Source organism: Nostoc sp., from assembly GCF_036917275.1.
Taxonomy (GTDB): domain Bacteria; phylum Cyanobacteriota; class Cyanobacteriia; order Cyanobacteriales; family Nostocaceae; genus Nostoc.
Window position 1 is genome coordinate 55,492 of sequence record NZ_JBALDF010000024.1, and the last position, 14,870, is coordinate 70,361.

Annotated in this window: 15 protein-coding genes; 10 read left to right on the forward strand and 5 right to left on the reverse strand. The window is 42.3% G+C overall.

The annotated features are described in order from the left end of the window. The first annotated feature begins 199 nt into the window (after positions 1-199). The 4 genes from V7K35_RS08790 (at position 200) to V7K35_RS08805 (ending at position 3,771) form a co-directional block, all read left to right on the forward strand. The gene (locus tag V7K35_RS08790) at positions 200-1,177 is read left to right on the forward strand and encodes a choice-of-anchor A family protein (RefSeq protein ID WP_335078089.1); all 978 of its coding nucleotides are present in this window, start codon (positions 200-202) and stop codon (positions 1,175-1,177) included. 128 nt (positions 1,178-1,305) lie between these two features. Beyond that, positions 1,306-2,325, forward strand: coding sequence for an ABC transporter ATP-binding protein (locus V7K35_RS08795; protein ID WP_335078091.1), 1,020 nt, complete (start codon positions 1,306-1,308; stop codon positions 2,323-2,325). Between the two features lie 126 nt (positions 2,326-2,451). Next, on the forward strand, positions 2,452-3,339 hold the full coding sequence (locus V7K35_RS08800; protein WP_335078093.1) for an ABC transporter permease: 888 nt from the start codon (positions 2,452-2,454) through the stop codon (positions 3,337-3,339). A 33-nt stretch (positions 3,340-3,372) separates the two neighbouring features. Beyond that, positions 3,373-3,771: a hypothetical protein gene (locus V7K35_RS08805; protein ID WP_334792933.1), complete on the forward strand. Its 399-nt coding sequence runs from the start codon at positions 3,373-3,375 to the stop codon at positions 3,769-3,771. Between the two features lie 77 nt (positions 3,772-3,848). Here V7K35_RS08805 and V7K35_RS08810 read toward each other — a convergent pair whose 3' ends face one another. Further along, positions 3,849-4,286, reverse strand: coding sequence for a peroxiredoxin (locus V7K35_RS08810; RefSeq protein ID WP_334792932.1), 438 nt, complete (start codon positions 4,284-4,286; stop codon positions 3,849-3,851). Between the two features lie 194 nt (positions 4,287-4,480). Between V7K35_RS08810 and V7K35_RS08815 the strand changes: the two genes are divergently transcribed. The 3 genes from V7K35_RS08815 to V7K35_RS08825 all read left to right on the forward strand — a co-directional run bounded on the left by V7K35_RS08815 (position 4,481) and on the right by V7K35_RS08825 (position 7,138). Continuing rightward, complete coding sequence (locus V7K35_RS08815; RefSeq protein WP_335078095.1) at positions 4,481-4,885, forward strand: Npun_F0494 family protein; 405 nt, start codon at positions 4,481-4,483, stop codon at positions 4,883-4,885. A gap of 407 nt (positions 4,886-5,292) precedes the next feature. After that, the gene (gene cobQ, locus V7K35_RS08820; RefSeq protein ID WP_335078097.1) at positions 5,293-6,771 is read left to right on the forward strand and encodes a cobyric acid synthase CobQ; all 1,479 of its coding nucleotides are present in this window, start codon (positions 5,293-5,295) and stop codon (positions 6,769-6,771) included. 130 nt (positions 6,772-6,901) lie between these two features. Then, complete coding sequence (locus V7K35_RS08825; RefSeq protein ID WP_190938970.1) at positions 6,902-7,138, forward strand: 2Fe-2S iron-sulfur cluster-binding protein; 237 nt, start codon at positions 6,902-6,904, stop codon at positions 7,136-7,138. A gap of 54 nt (positions 7,139-7,192) precedes the next feature. Here V7K35_RS08825 and V7K35_RS08830 read toward each other — a convergent pair whose 3' ends face one another. From V7K35_RS08830 to V7K35_RS08845, 4 genes are all read right to left on the reverse strand, one after another. Further along, positions 7,193-7,636: an SRPBCC family protein gene (locus V7K35_RS08830; protein ID WP_334792928.1), complete on the reverse strand. Its 444-nt coding sequence runs from the start codon at positions 7,634-7,636 to the stop codon at positions 7,193-7,195. Between the two features lie 66 nt (positions 7,637-7,702). Beyond that, positions 7,703-9,139, reverse strand: coding sequence for a 9,9'-di-cis-zeta-carotene desaturase (zds, locus tag V7K35_RS08835; RefSeq protein ID WP_335078100.1), 1,437 nt, complete (start codon positions 9,137-9,139; stop codon positions 7,703-7,705). Positions 9,140-9,414: 275 nt separating this feature from the next. Then, complete coding sequence (locus tag V7K35_RS08840) at positions 9,415-9,591, reverse strand: CopG family transcriptional regulator (protein WP_334792926.1); 177 nt, start codon at positions 9,589-9,591, stop codon at positions 9,415-9,417. Positions 9,592-11,479: 1,888 nt separating this feature from the next. Beyond that, the gene (locus V7K35_RS08845; RefSeq protein WP_335078102.1) at positions 11,480-13,126 is read right to left on the reverse strand and encodes a DUF6930 domain-containing protein; all 1,647 of its coding nucleotides are present in this window, start codon (positions 13,124-13,126) and stop codon (positions 11,480-11,482) included. 327 nt (positions 13,127-13,453) lie between these two features. Between V7K35_RS08845 and V7K35_RS08850 the strand changes: the two genes are divergently transcribed. The 3 genes from V7K35_RS08850 to V7K35_RS08860 all read left to right on the forward strand — a co-directional run bounded on the left by V7K35_RS08850 (position 13,454) and on the right by V7K35_RS08860 (position 14,754). After that, positions 13,454-13,810 (forward strand): iron-sulfur cluster assembly accessory protein, encoded by a 357-nt coding sequence (locus V7K35_RS08850; protein ID WP_335078104.1) that lies wholly within the window; start codon positions 13,454-13,456, stop codon positions 13,808-13,810. A gap of 130 nt (positions 13,811-13,940) precedes the next feature. Further along, on the forward strand, positions 13,941-14,363 hold the full coding sequence (locus V7K35_RS08855) for a tetratricopeptide repeat protein (RefSeq protein ID WP_298921319.1): 423 nt from the start codon (positions 13,941-13,943) through the stop codon (positions 14,361-14,363). A gap of 145 nt (positions 14,364-14,508) precedes the next feature. Beyond that, positions 14,509-14,754 carry a hypothetical protein gene (locus V7K35_RS08860; protein ID WP_335078106.1) on the forward strand — a complete coding sequence of 82 codons (246 nt, stop codon included), beginning with the start codon at positions 14,509-14,511 and terminating at the stop codon, positions 14,752-14,754. The last annotated feature ends 116 nt before the right edge of the window (positions 14,755-14,870 follow it).

The window sequence follows — 14,870 nt, forward strand, 5'->3', positions numbered from 1 at the left end:
TAACGTCATAATTACTGAGTTCTTGTCAATAAAAAATTAATTAATATAGTCAACAGTAAATGTGCGGTCAAATGGTTAACTAAGGTAAAAATATACACTAAATCAAACAATTATAAAAATTCAATGAAAATAGCTAGCAAACTAATGCCATGTTTATTTTATACCCATAGGATGATGTTGATAATTCATAAATCAGAACATGAAATTAAAAACTTATTATGTTTGGGGAGTAGTAGCAGCTCCAATTCTAGTTACTCTAGCGCTGGGTTTCTCGGCAAGAGCGAATGCAGTTGAGTTAGGCGCTGCCTCTGATTACAATGTATTTGTCTTAGGAGATATCTCTCAAAAATCTACAGATATTGAAGGAAAACTTGCTGCTGGCGGTAACGTGAATTTCGTCGGCGGACTCGGAAGCAAACTTTCTGGCAATAGCGGCAACGTAGTAGTAGCTGGACAAAACTTAACTCTGAGCAGCAGTCAAGTCTACCACGGTAATGCTGTCTACGGAGGTACCGCCAATGTGTCCAGCAATGTGGGATTTCCACAGGGAACTCTCAGCAAGGGTAAACCCATCGACTTCAATGAGGCAGGGAAAGAATTGCGAGGGCTATCTCAATATTTGGCAACCTTAACTCCTACTGGTAAAACAACAGTTCAATCTTGGGGTGGTATTAACCTTAGTGGCAGTGGTACTGCGTTCAATGTTTTTAATCTTGCCGGATCATCTGTTTCCAAGGCAAACTCTTTTGAAATCAGTGGAGACGCAAAATCGACTGTTGTAGTCAATATCAGTGGTAAGGATGTGTCGCTACAAAACTTTGGGTTCAATATCCTTGGCACAGATAAACAAAAGGTGATCTACAACTTCTATGAAGCGACAAACATAACTGCCAGTGGGATTAGCATACTAGGTAGTATTCTTGCTCCTTTGGCTAATTTCAATTTCAATAATGGTCAAGTTAACGGCAACGTGGTGGTAGCTTCTTTGACAGGAAATGGGGAGTCTCACAACTATCTGTTTAATGGCGATTTGCCGGATGTCCCAACTAAGTACTACACTCCGCCTGCCACCCGTACTCAGGTTCCAGAGCCTGCAAATCTTCCAGGTTTAGGATTAATTACTGTAGTATTTGGTTTATTTCGCCACAAACGCAATCAAGCAACTTGCCCAGAATAATCATAAACTTTTGGCAGCATGGCGCGAACTTGTTTACAGATTTTCGCTCATGCGCTCTTTCCTTGCTCCCTACCTTCTACAATAAAGATAGACTTTATTGAGATTTGTATAGTTGGGGAAAAGCTGTCATGGCTCCCGCCGTTTTAATTCAAAATCTGCAAAAACGTTACGGTACAGTGGTCGCCGTTCAGGATGTTTCCTTTCAGGTAGAATCAGGAGAAATCTTCGGTTTACTTGGCCCCAACGGTGCTGGTAAAACTACTACCTTGCGTGCCTTGTGTACACTCACCACACCGGATGCTGGCAAAATCGAAGTATCTGGCATCTCTGTGTTAGATAATCCGAGAGTGGCAAGACAACGACTAGGCTACGTTGCTCAGGAAGTTGCTATAGATAAGGTGCTGACTGGAAAAGAACTGCTGCAATTGCAAGCAGCACTTTATCACCTTCCAAGCGCGATCGCCAAACAGCGCATTGAGACGGTATTAGATTTACTCGGTTTGCAAGAATACGCTAATAAAAAAACAGGAACCTACTCTGGCGGTTTACGCAAGCGCCTAGACTTGGCTGCTGGGTTGCTCCATGCACCCGATGTTTTGGTGTTGGATGAGCCAACTGTGGGACTTGACATAGAAACTCGTTTTGTGGTATGGGATTTCCTGCGGAAATTACGCGCCTCTGGGACGACGGTAGTAATTACCAGCCATTACTTAGAAGAGGTTGACGCTTTAGCCGATCGCGTGGCAATTATAGATCGGGGCGTTGTGATAGCCGCTGGTACACCTTCACAATTAAAAGATCAAGTAGGGGGCGATCGCATCACCTTGCGAATCCGCGAGTTTTCCCCCATTCAGGAAGCAGAAAAAGCTAAAAACCTCTTGCAACCTTTGCCGTTTGTGCAAGAAGTGATCATCAACAGCGCTCAAGGTAATTCTCTCAACTTAGTAGTGACACCTCAGAACGATGTTCTGATTAACATACAGCAAGCGCTGAATACTGCTGGCTTGCCAATTTTTGGCATAGCCCAATCTCGCCCCAGCCTCGATGACGTTTACCTCGCCGCTACAGGACGTACACTGATGGATGCAGAACTGGCAGCCGTTGCCACCCGCGATCCTAAGGCTGAGAAAAAGCAGAATATGAGATAGGGGCTGGGGACTAGGGACTGGGGACTGGGTACTGGGAAAGAGTTTTGCTAATCCCCAATCCCCAATCTCCAGTCCAAAATCCCCAATCCAAAATCCCCAATCCCCAATCCCCAATCCAAAATTGCTATGAGCGTTACTCCTAAATCTGATCTAAATTGGCAGCGGCTAGCATCGCCGCAAGTTGAGGCGAATGCTGCACCTAACTTTTTCGGTGAATTGGTACAAGAGACGTTGGCTTTAACTCGTCGCTTGTTTATTCAGTTGCAACGCCGTCCCTCCACATTGGTTGCCGGAATTATTCAGCCAGTAATGTGGTTATTGCTATTTGGTGCTTTATTCCAAAATGCTCCCAAAGGTATATTTGGCAATACAACAAATTATGGTCAATTTTTGGCTGCCGGCATAATTGTGTTTACAGCCTTTGCTGGGGCGCTGAATGCTGGTTTACCCGTAATGTTTGACCGCGAGTTCGGCTTTTTGAATCGTTTGTTAGTAGCACCATTAGCATCGCGGTTTTCCATTGTCTTTGCTTCGGCAATCTTTATCATCAGCCAAAGTTTGCTGCAAGCAGCGGTGATTGTAGCAGCAGCAGCGTTTTTGGGCGCTGGACTACCAGATATAACTGGTTTAAGTGCGATCGCTCTAATTGTCTTCCTCTTAGCTTTGGGTGTGACAGCCATCTCCCTCGGTTTAGCTTTTGCCCTACCCGGACACATTGAACTGATTGCAGTGATTTTTGTCACTAACCTACCATTATTGTTTGCTAGTACTGCTTTGGCTCCTCTATCCTTCATGCCTCAGTGGTTGCAGGTTGTGGCTACTCTCAATCCTCTGAGTTATGCGATCGAACCAATTCGCTATCTATATCTCCACAGTAATTGGGGACTAGGTAGTGTAGTAATGCAGGCTCCTTGGGGCGATGTTACCTTCGGGGGAGCGTTGCTGGTGTTGTTTGGCTTTGCCCTTGTCGCTTTAGTGAGTATTCAACCCCAACTGCGGCGGACTCTTGCTTAAGATAAAATAGAGAAATTTTAGGGTAAAAACCCCATGAAAAAACCATTTTTACAAATTCCTAGACTGTTTGTGGCTACTGTGGCAGGAATTAGCTTTGCTTCCTTGCTGATGGCTCAACCAAGTTCGGCTCAAATCAGCAGCCCAACGGATGCTTTTCCCAGTACTACTACAACAGACCAAAATACTGATCCGTTCTCCCGTTCAAATTCAGACAATTTCAACATGTTTGACCTGATTCATCGGGCAAATTTCGGGACTCTCAACTGGGATTCTAACCAACAGAACGAACAATTAAACTCAGCCGCAGCAGCTTTTAAAGCAAGGCAACAAAGACTAATTCGAGGTCAACAACAGCAAGCAACTCCCGGTTTGCCAGCGGTTACACAACCAGTGATTACACCACGAACAATTACACCACCATCAGGTAACTGAATTCAAATAAAGAACCCCAAGCTTTTAAAGCTTGGGGCTAAGACTATTTAAAAAATCTTTGGTTATCAGGTAAAAAACTACAGCCCAAGTGCAGCTAAAATATCGCTAGCATGGGTGGTTGTATTTACATTAGCGTCAACATGGGTAATTTTGCCGCTGGGGTCAATTACGTAAGTGACGCGTTTGGCATAACCGCCGCCATCCACATCAAAAGCTTTGATGAGGGATTTGTCGCTGTCAGCCAGTAGGGGAAAATTCAAATTATATTTTTGGGTGAATGCCTGATGTGAGACTTCATCATCTGCACTGACTCCCAAGATTACAACATCTTTACCTTGATATTGAGACTGGGCATCCCGAAAACTACAGGCTTGTTTGGTGCAGCCTGGCGTGTCATCTTTGGGGTAAAAATATAAAACGACCGTCTTGCCGGCGAAATCAGATGACGAGACTGTGTTGCCGTTTGTATCTTTGGCGGTAAATGCAGGTGCATCCGTACCAACTGCTAGAGGCATAATTAACCTTTCCTGTTTCAGATTGTTGATGCACTTGAAATTTTACATTAATTTATAATGATTAGATATAATTACTGAAAAATAGCATAACTAAGCTTGAGGTAACTAATTTTGGTTAAATCAGGTATCTGATACAAGAAAAAATATATTCTGAAATTAATCTTTCTTAGAATAAAAATTTCTCCTCATACACAATGCCTGCTGTTAATTCCCAAAACCCAAATATTTTTGTCTATCCTCGAAGCACAGTAGAAAGAGCCGAGCGATCGCTAGTGTGTTCACCTTTTAATCTATCTTTATTTGAAGTGATGGCACACCAGAGCGTGTCAGTAACTGCGATCGCTCTAGAAAATGGACTCAAGCAGGGTTACACTAAACGCTCTTTGTCAGAATTAGCCTGTGACAACGCCTTGGGCTGGCTGATCCAAGTGGGTGTATTGCGGCGAGAAGTCGATGGTCAGGGGATTACAGATAGTTTTCGCCTCACTCCCTTGGGTCGCCAGTTAGTAGAACAATACCAGGGAAAAAATTGGCGGACTCCTTCATGGGGCGATCGTTTATCCGATGCTGTGATTCGTTGGTTACGGATACCCTTTTAGAATATAGGACTTACGCACACTCTACGAATTCTCGGCGCTCTTGGCACGGCAGTTGCTTCAAGTCGGCAGAGCCGCCCAACGCACTGCCTCGTCTTGGCGGTTCGATAAATTAAGCGAAGTTGGCAATTTTTGCGTAAGTCCTAGAATAAAAAACCAAAGAGTTAGGATTAGGGAATCAAAGGGAACAATATATACGGAAACATCACACCGATTCATGAAGTCTTTACCATAATCATCTAATTGAAATTTGTGATCGGGCTGGTAGGGAGTAAAAAAGCGAGACAGGGAGAGGAAGAGACGCTCTGACGCCAAGAAATTATCAAATTCTCTCCGTGTTCGCGTTTCCTTGTGTCTTCTTCCCTCCTAAAAGTTAGCCCTATATCTTTAAAAACTAAGTGATAGCAATTATGAAATCAATTATGGTGGTGGGGACAACATCCCATGCAGGGAAATCACTTTTAACTACAGCTATTTGTCGCATTCTGTCGCGGCGTGGCTGGCGGGTGACTCCTTTTAAAGGTCAAAATATGGCTTTAAATGCTTATGTTACTGCTAGTGGTGGAGAAATTGGCTATGCTCAAGCAGTACAAGCTTGGGCGGCAGGAGTTGTGCCTTGGGTAGAAATGAACCCAATTTTACTTAAACCTCAAGGGGATATGACTTCCCAAGTAATTATCAAAGGTAGGTCTGTAGGTAAAGTGAGTGCCTCAGATTACTACGAGCAATATTTTGACCTGGGGTGGCGGACAATTGAAGAATCGCTACAGCATTTAGGAACAGAATTTGACTTGGTGGTTTGTGAAGGTGCCGGTAGTCCAGCAGAGATTAACCTCAAGCACCGCGACTTAACTAATATGCGGGTGGCAAAACATTTAAATGCGCCAACGATGTTAGTAGTTGACATTGATCGGGGTGGTGCTTTTGCCCATGTAATAGGAACCCTAGAGTTATTAGAACCGGATGAACGCGCCTTAATTAAGGGTGTAGTAATTAACAAGTTTCGAGGACAGCGATCGCTTTTAGATTCAGGGATAAAATGGTTAGAAGAACGTACAGGTATCCCTGTTATCGGTGTTATACCCTATTTACAAGAAGTGTTTCCAGCAGAAGACTCTCTTGATTTGCTAGAACGTGAATCCCATAAAGGCCAAACTGACCTCAATATTGCCGTCATTCGCTTACCCAGAATCGCCAACTTCACCGACTTTGACCCTCTGGAATCAGAAAGCACAGTTTCAGTAAAATACCTCAGTCCTAAGCAAGATTTAGGACATCCTGATGCCGTGATTCTTCCAGGTACAAAGACCACAATTGCTGATTTGCTACTGCTGCAAAAAAGCGGTATGGCAGAGGCTATTCAACACTATGCTGCCTCTGGGGGAACGGTTTTAGGTATCTGTGGCGGCTATCAAATGCTTGGTCAAATTATCGCTGATCCAGAAGGGATAGAGGGGCAAGCTGGCAGGTATCAAGGGTTAAATCTTTTACCAATCAGAACAGTAATTACAGGACAAAAAATCGCCCGCCAGCGCCAAGTTAGCTCGAATTATCCGCAGCAGGGCTTGCCAGTCAATGGCTTTGAAATTCACCAAGGGCGATCGCGCATCGAACAGCAAGGTATAGACCCTCAATCGTACCATGCCCTATTTGACGATATTAATTTAGGGTTAGTGGATAGTTGTCAATCGGTGTGGGGAAGTTACCTCCACGGGCTATTTGACAATGGCCCTTGGCGACGGGCTTGGTTAAATCGCCTCCGTCAACAACGGGGTTTAAAATCTTTGCCCACCGGTGTTGCTAATTATCGGGAACAGCGAGAGCAGATTTTGGATTCCTTAGCTACTGAAGTAGAAAGCCATTTAGACTTAAGTCAGTTTTTGTCTTAAGCTAAAGTGCATAAAAATCGCACATTTTTGCGTTAAAACTGTCATTGGTCATTAGTCATTTGTCTTTACAAAGGACTAATGACAAAGAACAACTTTTACGAGTCAATACTAAATTAAATGCGTAACATTGATGATTGTTCGTGTCCACTTTTTACCAGATGATGTCACAGTAGATGCTGAGGTGGGAGAAGCCCTCTTAGATGTAGCAGATCGGGCTGGGGTATTTATTCCCACCGGTTGTCTCATGGGGTCTTGTCACGCTTGCACCGTCGAATTGGAAGATGGAGAGATCATCCGCGCTTGTATTACCGGAGTACCGCCACGCGAAGAATTGACGATTAATTTGTTTAGCGACCCAACTTGGTAATGTCGCCTCATAGAAATTACAGACTATCATCCTTGCCTGTTTTTGCTATCTATATCAATTAGCTTTAATATTGAGCGCGTATTCTTTAAACCTTTCCAAATCAGCTTGAATCGTCGATTCAACTATCCGTCCCAAAAACAAGTTATCCATAATTTTGCCAATAATGCCGGGGATAGCGTAGGAAATGGTCATTTTGACAATGCTACTATTCTGGCGATCGTAAAAGCGAATCGCTCCCTGATTCGGCAAACCATCAATCGATTCCCATTGGATAATTTGGTTGGGAATAACTTTGAGAATTCGGGATTGCCAATTAAATTCTAGACTGCCAGTTTTTAATTTCCAAAGAGATATATCTGGATTATCTGGCGGAATTTTCACCGAATCAATCCACTTCATCCACCGGGGCATTTGCTCTAAATCAGACCAGAGGCTCCATACTAAATCTATGGGAGCTTCTACTTCTACCTGTACAGTATGCTCTAACCAATCTGACATTCTCTCTTCTTCCTTCTCTACGAGAGGCTTTGCGTAGCTTGCTTCTTTACAGGAGTACGCGGTTAGTTATCTCTTCAAAGTCTCCAAAATCACTTTTGCCGCCCGCCGTCCAGAAATAGTAGCACCTTCCATACTGTCGATGTAATCTTGCTGAGTATAACTCCCTGCTAGGAAGAAATTATCTACTGGTGTCTTTTGGTTTGGACGGTACGCATCCATCCCTGGCGCTTCTCGATAAAGAGACTGAGCAAGTTTTACCACACTGTACCAAGTCATATTTAACTCTTGCGACGAGGGAAACAGTTCATGCACTTGCTTAAGGACATGGTGTGCGATCGCTTCATTACTTTGGGCAATAAACGGATCTCCCGGTGTCAGCACTAGCTGTAACAATGAACCCTGTCCTGGGCGATAATAATCAGCAGGGCTAGTCAACGCCAAATCGGCAAAACAAGAAAAGTCAGCATCGGCTGTATACAGTAAATTATCAATTCCAGCCGCATGATTTAGCTGTTTACGTTGCTCTCGATCATTCAGTTCTGTTACCCAACCATCGAAGCGTAACTGCACTGTAGCCACTGGCACTGCATTCAGTTTGTAAATATTGTCAAATTCTGACCACTTACGCCACTCGTGGGGTAGGATGCGTTGAATTCCTGGAACATCACAGGCAAAAACGTAAGCATCAGCAGTGATAGTTTCTACTGTATCACCTTGGGCAACTACTATACCAGTGACGCGGGTTTGTTCGTCTGATGTAAACTGAATTTCCCGCACTTGCCGACGCGTGTAAACTTTGGTGCCTCTGACTTCCAGATATTCCAGAATGGGCTTGTGCAAATACTCATGGGGAGAACCTTCCAGCATTCGCAAAACTGAGGCTTCAGTTCTGGCTGCAAATAACTGGAATATGGTTAACATACAACGGGCAGACATATTTTCGCAATCAATAAATCCCAATGCATAGGCGATGGGGTTCCACATGCGTTTGATACTGCCATTACTCCCACCGTGACTGCGGAACCAATCGGCAAAGCTGATTTTATCTAATTTGCGGATGGTTTTCATCGCCCCGTTAAAGTCTACCAATCCGCGAACTATGGGACTAGTACCCAAAGCGATCGCATTTTGCAATTTATCCTGCAACGATAGTTGAGAAGTAGTGAAAAATGCCTTTAAGCCATTGAAGGGCGCACCTGTAAGGAAACGAAAATCCAAAGCACCAGTCCGCCCCCCTTTATTAATAAAAGTGTGGGTATGTTCCTTGAGGCGTAAGTTTTCTAACACCCCCACTTTATTCATCAAGTCAAATAGTTGGTAGTAGCAGCCGAAAAATACATGCAACCCCATTTCTAGATGGTTGCCTTCTCCATCAACCCAACTGCCAACTTTACCACCCACAAACGGACGAGACTCAAAAATCTCTATTTCACAACCAGCATCAGCTAAATCTACTGCGGTTGCTAGCCCAGCCAGTCCCGCACCTACGATTGCAACGCGCATTCCGTCGTTCCTTTTCAGTTTCTTTACAGATTGTAACTGGGTTGGTGTCGGAATTTGCTACTTAATATCAACTCCACCAGTATATCAAGGCATGGCAACATCGATACTAAAACCTCTTTGATCACTCCTGCTTAATCCCCGTAAATGACCAGACGCGAGAAAAATCGCGTCTGTATCGGCTAGACAAACCTTGTCCATCATGGCAAACTCAAAAAAGTATCATAGCTATTTTTTTGTGGTAAAGCAGTTATCTGGTAAGTCGTAAAAGCATCTTCTTACTTGTTTACATCTTTGCTATCGTCGGAGATTGGCAAACTTCTAATCAGTTCGCGAATCACATCCGTTGCAGGTCTACCTGTTTGTTGACAATATTTATCTAGTTTTTCGGCTTCCTGTGTTGCGAGATTGACTGTTATGCGTTTTACGGCCCATTTTTTATTTGTCATTATCATGCTGCTATCTGCTGTATCTATTTAGTATTTTTGAAAGAGTCCAAGTAATGAGGGAACCGATAAGGTTATCAGAGTTTGTCTCAGGAAATCAAGTAATACCATTAATATTAAAAATGTTCTTTTTGTCAAAGTATTCATTATTTTCTAAAAAAATCAAAAAACTACACTTTATTTGTTACTATTTTGACAAGATAAACAGCAAATAGCTGCTTTTGAAGATAATAACCCCACTAACAGCACGAGTAAAGCCTGACAAAGAAATTTTATAAATGAATTTGAGACATCTACTTTTGACTCAATCAAGATTTACAAAATTATTCTTCATCGAAAGCATTTAACCTTCTTTGTTAACCAAGTTTGCCAAACCTGCTTTGAGAGAACATCTGGTATGACACCAGAAAATAAAGCTGTAGAATCAGGATCATGCTGAAATGCTGGCTTACAGGCAGGTTTTAATGGTCTATAGAGGTCGCAAATAATCACTTAAAAGTAGGCAGATAAGCGATCGCTTTAGAACAAACACCCATCTGCACCCATTAATGTAACCAAGAAGTTCAGAGCCACGTGAACTGTTATGAATTTTGGCTCCCCTCGATCAAGCTGATTACTTTTCCGTGCCAATATAGTAGGCACAAAAGAGGGGACAAGACTCAATTATCTGGGTGTAAATAGCCAAATTTTATTATAAAATTTAACAGCATTATCTGTAATTTTACACAGACAAATAATCTCAAAATAAATATGATGTTATTTGAGTGTTGCTGATAAGAATATTTTATTTTTATTTCATGGTCTTACACTAACTCATCGTAGAGAGACGATGAAATTTTAGATGTGTTTTCTCCTCCCTTAAGCTATATACTTTATGTTAAATTCAACGATATTTTTGTGATTCATAGTATTTATCTATTAGCAGGTTATACAAATCATTTTTCTCCGATTACTGTGCTAAACATTCTATATTGAACAGTTTTTTCCTATCTAAAACTAAGAAAAAACTCTTACCAAAAAAGGTTTAAAAGTCTACCATTACTTCTTAGTAATTATCCTTATAAAACAATGGTATATTTCAAGGTTTTTGGGTAGTCTATTTATTATAGCCATGATTTCTGCGCTTTAAATAAACTTTATTTAGATACTAAATGATCTCAATTCTACGCTTTATAAAAAAATTACAAAAAAAATCTATTACGTGAGCTTTTGCTTAATGATATTGATACATAACAAGATCATAAGCTCAAAAACTTGTTGAAAAAAAGATTTTGATATTGAATTGTATTAGCTAGTTTTTATTAAACCGGACTTTGTAAATAATTTTCTGGTAATTTGTACTGATTTATACTGGTAAATCTCAAATTAAATTACTGGAAAACTCTGAGAATATAGATACTTCATGAAATTTAAATAAAGTTAACTTTTAATCATTGGTCACCTATTGGCGGTTGCTATGCATGAATGTGGATAGCAAAGTGCCGCGCTTTAAGAGGTACGCGGATAAATAAGGATGAAAAGTTCTGAGTTGTGAGTCAAGCCGGAAACCTTTCCATTAGCTCCAGTTAAAATGCCGTGCAGAGCATCTACTAAAACACCAATTCAGTAATCCTAGAAGAAACTCTCCCCCAACCCCTTGATCTTGGCGTCAGCCTGCCGTTAGGCAAGCAAAGAGGGGAGTTGGGTGAGCCAAACCCTACAAGGGGCTGGGGGGTTAGGTTTTTGATTACTAAATCTATCCTCTAAATGCAAGAGTACTAAGTATTTCTTTTACTGACGACACAGTAATGCCACTTGCTCCTCAGTACTGAGTTTGCTCAATATGCAAATGAAATGCATATCAACTTAATTTCTCATAGCCACAATTTGAGATTGAGGATTACGGCAATTCGTGCAACTATTCAAATTTAAGTTGGGGCATAAGTTGGAGAGTGCCAATACCTAAATCTTTAGGTGAAAGCGATCGCGCTTCAAACAAAGCCATCATATCTCGTAATTGAGGATTGCCACGGGAAGCTCCTGTTAGTCCTTTGGCAATGATTAAGCCACAGTAGCCCAAAGTATTTTTACACCGCTGATTCCATTTTTTTCGGGCTTCTACATGAATAGGATCTTCATCTAAAAATTCACCAAATAGGAATAATTCGCCATTTTGAGTTTGCAATAAACCGAGGTCGTAGCGATCGCCATCGAAGGGGTCGGCACCTGGATTAAAGCAAATTGCTGTTAGTCCACCTGTTGCTTCAATCCTTTCAATTACAATTTTAGCTTTGGGCCGAGAAGTTTGAATTAAAATCACTGGTAAACCATCACCCACTTGTTTGATTTCACCAGCCTTATGGTAGCTGACCCCCTTTCGCAGGTACTCCAACATTTCCCAAGACACTACACCTAAGCTGAGGAAAGAATCTTCCGGTATCAAGTCATCTTGCAATGATTGGAAAGTCGAGGAACCTTGGTTCTCAATTTCCTGTTCTTCGACATCAAAGCCAGCCATTTCCTCTAATTCTGCTGCTAACTGCGGCATGGTAGAGACTGTAACAGCCACTGATTTAGTTGATTCTTCCGACTGCGGCAGAGAAATGCGATAGCGACGGCTGAGGGTGGGGAAGGTTTCTCCATGAAGTTGGCGACGGTGATCGCGAATAAAGCGGCTTAGGCTTTCGATCGCAACGAAAATTACAAGTGCTTCTTCCTCATACAAAACAGACCGTAGTCCTTCTAAGGGGTGGATATTACCAAAAGTGGGGTCAATTTCTGATAATGGCAGATCCGCCAAATCACTTTCTTCGTCTTCGTCTTCATCTTCATCGGTTTCGTCAGTACTCTCAAAGGTGAGAAACAGGCAATCTTGCTTGAGGAAGGCTTCTTCTAGATGATCGGTTGATTCTTCATCTTTTAAAACTGCGGCGCGAAACTGTTTTAAAGACTCTTCTGAGCGATAAAACAAAATCCCATACTCCATTCCCAGCATTCCCATGACTGAGGCGTAGAGTGTACCAATATCCCACTTATTAATCTCAATTGATAAAATTTGCTGTTCTTCCAAAAATTCCCAAGGTGCTGCTTGCCAAATTGCAAATGCTTTCTCGCGCAAGATTTGGGCATACTGTGGGGGTAAGTCGGGGGTTTGACTATCGAGGATGTCGGCGAACCCGCGAAACAGTTCGTCAATTAAAGGCAGTTCTGGTGCGTAGTCAATGGCAATATTTAAATCTTGCAGCACTCCCCGCAGGTAAAATTGGATCTCACGATCTTTGACTACAATTCTTTGGGGTCTAGCAGGTCTTGCCGGACTGTGGGGATGCTCCATTGCTCGCATTAAGGTACGAACTATTGCTTCTGGTCCGACATCTGAAGCTACCACGTCCATTCCTCGAACCACACCTTGGGAGTAATCTACCCAAAGAATGCATTCTCCCTTTTCTTCTGAGTCTGAGTGCTGGTTTGGTGATGACAACGGACGGCGATCGCCCTCCCATACAGAAGGAATTTGAGTTAATTTCTTCAAGCGACGACTGGTAGAGCGATTAAAGCTGGTCATAGAATAAGTTAATCAAAAGAAGCAATTTGGAAGTAAACTTTGGGAGATAGCTAGCCTCGAATTAAATTTTTATGGCTGCACCTGAAAGATAGTTGCTTCTCAGGCTGCCGCAAAACTTGAACTTCAGAAATACCGAATGTATAAATACACTGAATCTCTCAATTCTAGAATAGAAATCTTTGGCTGCTTTTGACGGAGTGTTTACAATTTGGCATCTAACGACATCTAAGCCGCTAGAATGAAAACAAAAACACCTTGGGCAACCCACAGGCATTAACAAGCCGATACAGGGTAACGCTTAGATTAATTAAGGAGTTAAAAAAGCAGATGACACAAGCAATTCAGGCTCAACAACGCGGAATTCTGTTGAGCGAAGCCGCATTGCACCAGGTAAAATCCCTCCGGGACAAGCAAGGCACAGACTTATGCTTACGGGTAGGAGTCCGTCAGGGTGGTTGTTCTGGGATGTCTTACATGATGGACTTTGAAGACACTAGCAAGATCACCCCTCAGGATGAAGTCTTTGACTATGATGGCTTCAAAATTATCAGCGATCGCAAGAGTCTGTTATATCTCTACGGCTTAATGCTCGATTACAGCAATGCTATGATTGGCGGTGGCTTCCAATTTACTAACCCCAATGCCAACCAAACTTGTGGTTGCGGCAAGTCATTTGGGGTTTAGCTTAAGACCAAAGCCGGAGACTCCGAAAGCTCCGGTCAATAAGTCCATAGTCAAGAGTAAAGGTTTTTTAACTATTGACTATTGACCCATGACTAATGACTATTAACTAATGACTATTGATTAATTTACTATGACTCAAACAGTTGAATCCCTGTTTGATACAGGTTTAGAGCGCTATAAAGCTGGAGTTGCAGTAGATTCTTTAATCCCTGTATTTAAAGAAGTGTGCGATCGCGCTCCTAAAAATAGTTCTGCTTGGATTTGTTTAGCGTGGTTATATCTACTCGATAACAAACCCAATTTGGCTTACAAAGCTGCACAGAAGGGAGTCAAGTTAAATCCACAAGACCCACAAGCTAGAGTAAATATCGCCTTAGCAATGCTGGAAACAGGTCAAAAAGGTTTACGAGAACATATTGATATAGCACAACAGCTAATTTTTGTCAACCCAGAATGGCGCGATGAAATAAAAAGCAGTATTGAAGACGGTTTAAGTAGAAAACCAGATTGGCAGAGTTTGATAAAAGTCAAAAATTGGCTGTTGGAGGAGTGAGAAGTTAAGAGTTAGGAGTATAGACGCGATTAATCGCGTCTGTACAGGAGTTAGGAGTTAAATTCAAGTCGGTAATCCTCACTTCTAACTTACGTGTCACTTAGTTAGTAGTCGTAAAATTTGGGGCAATTAGACAAAAGGATAGATGAAAGATAAATTGTTGAATTGGCTAAACATGGTTTTAGTCGCAGATGTTTTTTTGGTTTTATTTGGCTTTGTCTGGTTAGCGATCGCTGCGATCGGTGATTCTGTAGGAGTTAACCTGGGTTTGGATTTATGGCATAAACTGTGGCAACCCGTATTTAACCCAGCGATTGGCATTCTTATGGGCGGTGCGATTCTCAGCGGTATTATCAGTTGGGTTTCAAGAAGATTTCTCTCTAGTCAATAGTTCAGAGATTGGGTATGGGGCATGAGGCGCTTGTACTAAGCGGCTTGTGCCGAGCGTACCCCTACAGGGAAGCAAGCTACGCGTAGCGTCTCGTAGAGAAGTCGAGGTAAGCCGTT

Coding starts and splice junctions, on each gene's coding strand:
- V7K35_RS08855 (WP_298921319.1), top strand. CDS start 13,941: ATGACTCAAACAGTTGAATCCCTGTTTGATACAGGTTTAGAGCGCTAT.
- V7K35_RS08815 (WP_335078095.1), top strand. CDS start 4,481: ATGCCTGCTGTTAATTCCCAAAACCCAAATATTTTTGTCTATCCTCGA.
- V7K35_RS08810 (WP_334792932.1), bottom strand. CDS start 4,286: ATGCCTCTAGCAGTTGGTACGGATGCACCTGCATTTACCGCCAAAGAT.
- V7K35_RS08830 (WP_334792928.1), bottom strand. CDS start 7,636: ATGTCAGATTGGTTAGAGCATACTGTACAGGTAGAAGTAGAAGCTCCC.
- V7K35_RS08850 (WP_335078104.1), top strand. CDS start 13,454: ATGACACAAGCAATTCAGGCTCAACAACGCGGAATTCTGTTGAGCGAA.
- V7K35_RS08840 (WP_334792926.1), bottom strand. CDS start 9,591: ATGATAATGACAAATAAAAAATGGGCCGTAAAACGCATAACAGTCAAT.
- V7K35_RS08860 (WP_335078106.1), top strand. CDS start 14,509: ATGAAAGATAAATTGTTGAATTGGCTAAACATGGTTTTAGTCGCAGAT.
- zds (WP_335078100.1), bottom strand. CDS start 9,139: ATGCGCGTTGCAATCGTAGGTGCGGGACTGGCTGGGCTAGCAACCGCA.
- cobQ (WP_335078097.1), top strand. CDS start 5,293: ATGAAATCAATTATGGTGGTGGGGACAACATCCCATGCAGGGAAATCA.
- V7K35_RS08800 (WP_335078093.1), top strand. CDS start 2,452: ATGAGCGTTACTCCTAAATCTGATCTAAATTGGCAGCGGCTAGCATCG.
- V7K35_RS08825 (WP_190938970.1), top strand. CDS start 6,902: ATGATTGTTCGTGTCCACTTTTTACCAGATGATGTCACAGTAGATGCT.
- V7K35_RS08795 (WP_335078091.1), top strand. CDS start 1,306: ATGGCTCCCGCCGTTTTAATTCAAAATCTGCAAAAACGTTACGGTACA.
- V7K35_RS08805 (WP_334792933.1), top strand. CDS start 3,373: ATGAAAAAACCATTTTTACAAATTCCTAGACTGTTTGTGGCTACTGTG.
- V7K35_RS08845 (WP_335078102.1), bottom strand. CDS start 13,126: ATGACCAGCTTTAATCGCTCTACCAGTCGTCGCTTGAAGAAATTAACT.
- V7K35_RS08790 (WP_335078089.1), top strand. CDS start 200: ATGAAATTAAAAACTTATTATGTTTGGGGAGTAGTAGCAGCTCCAATT.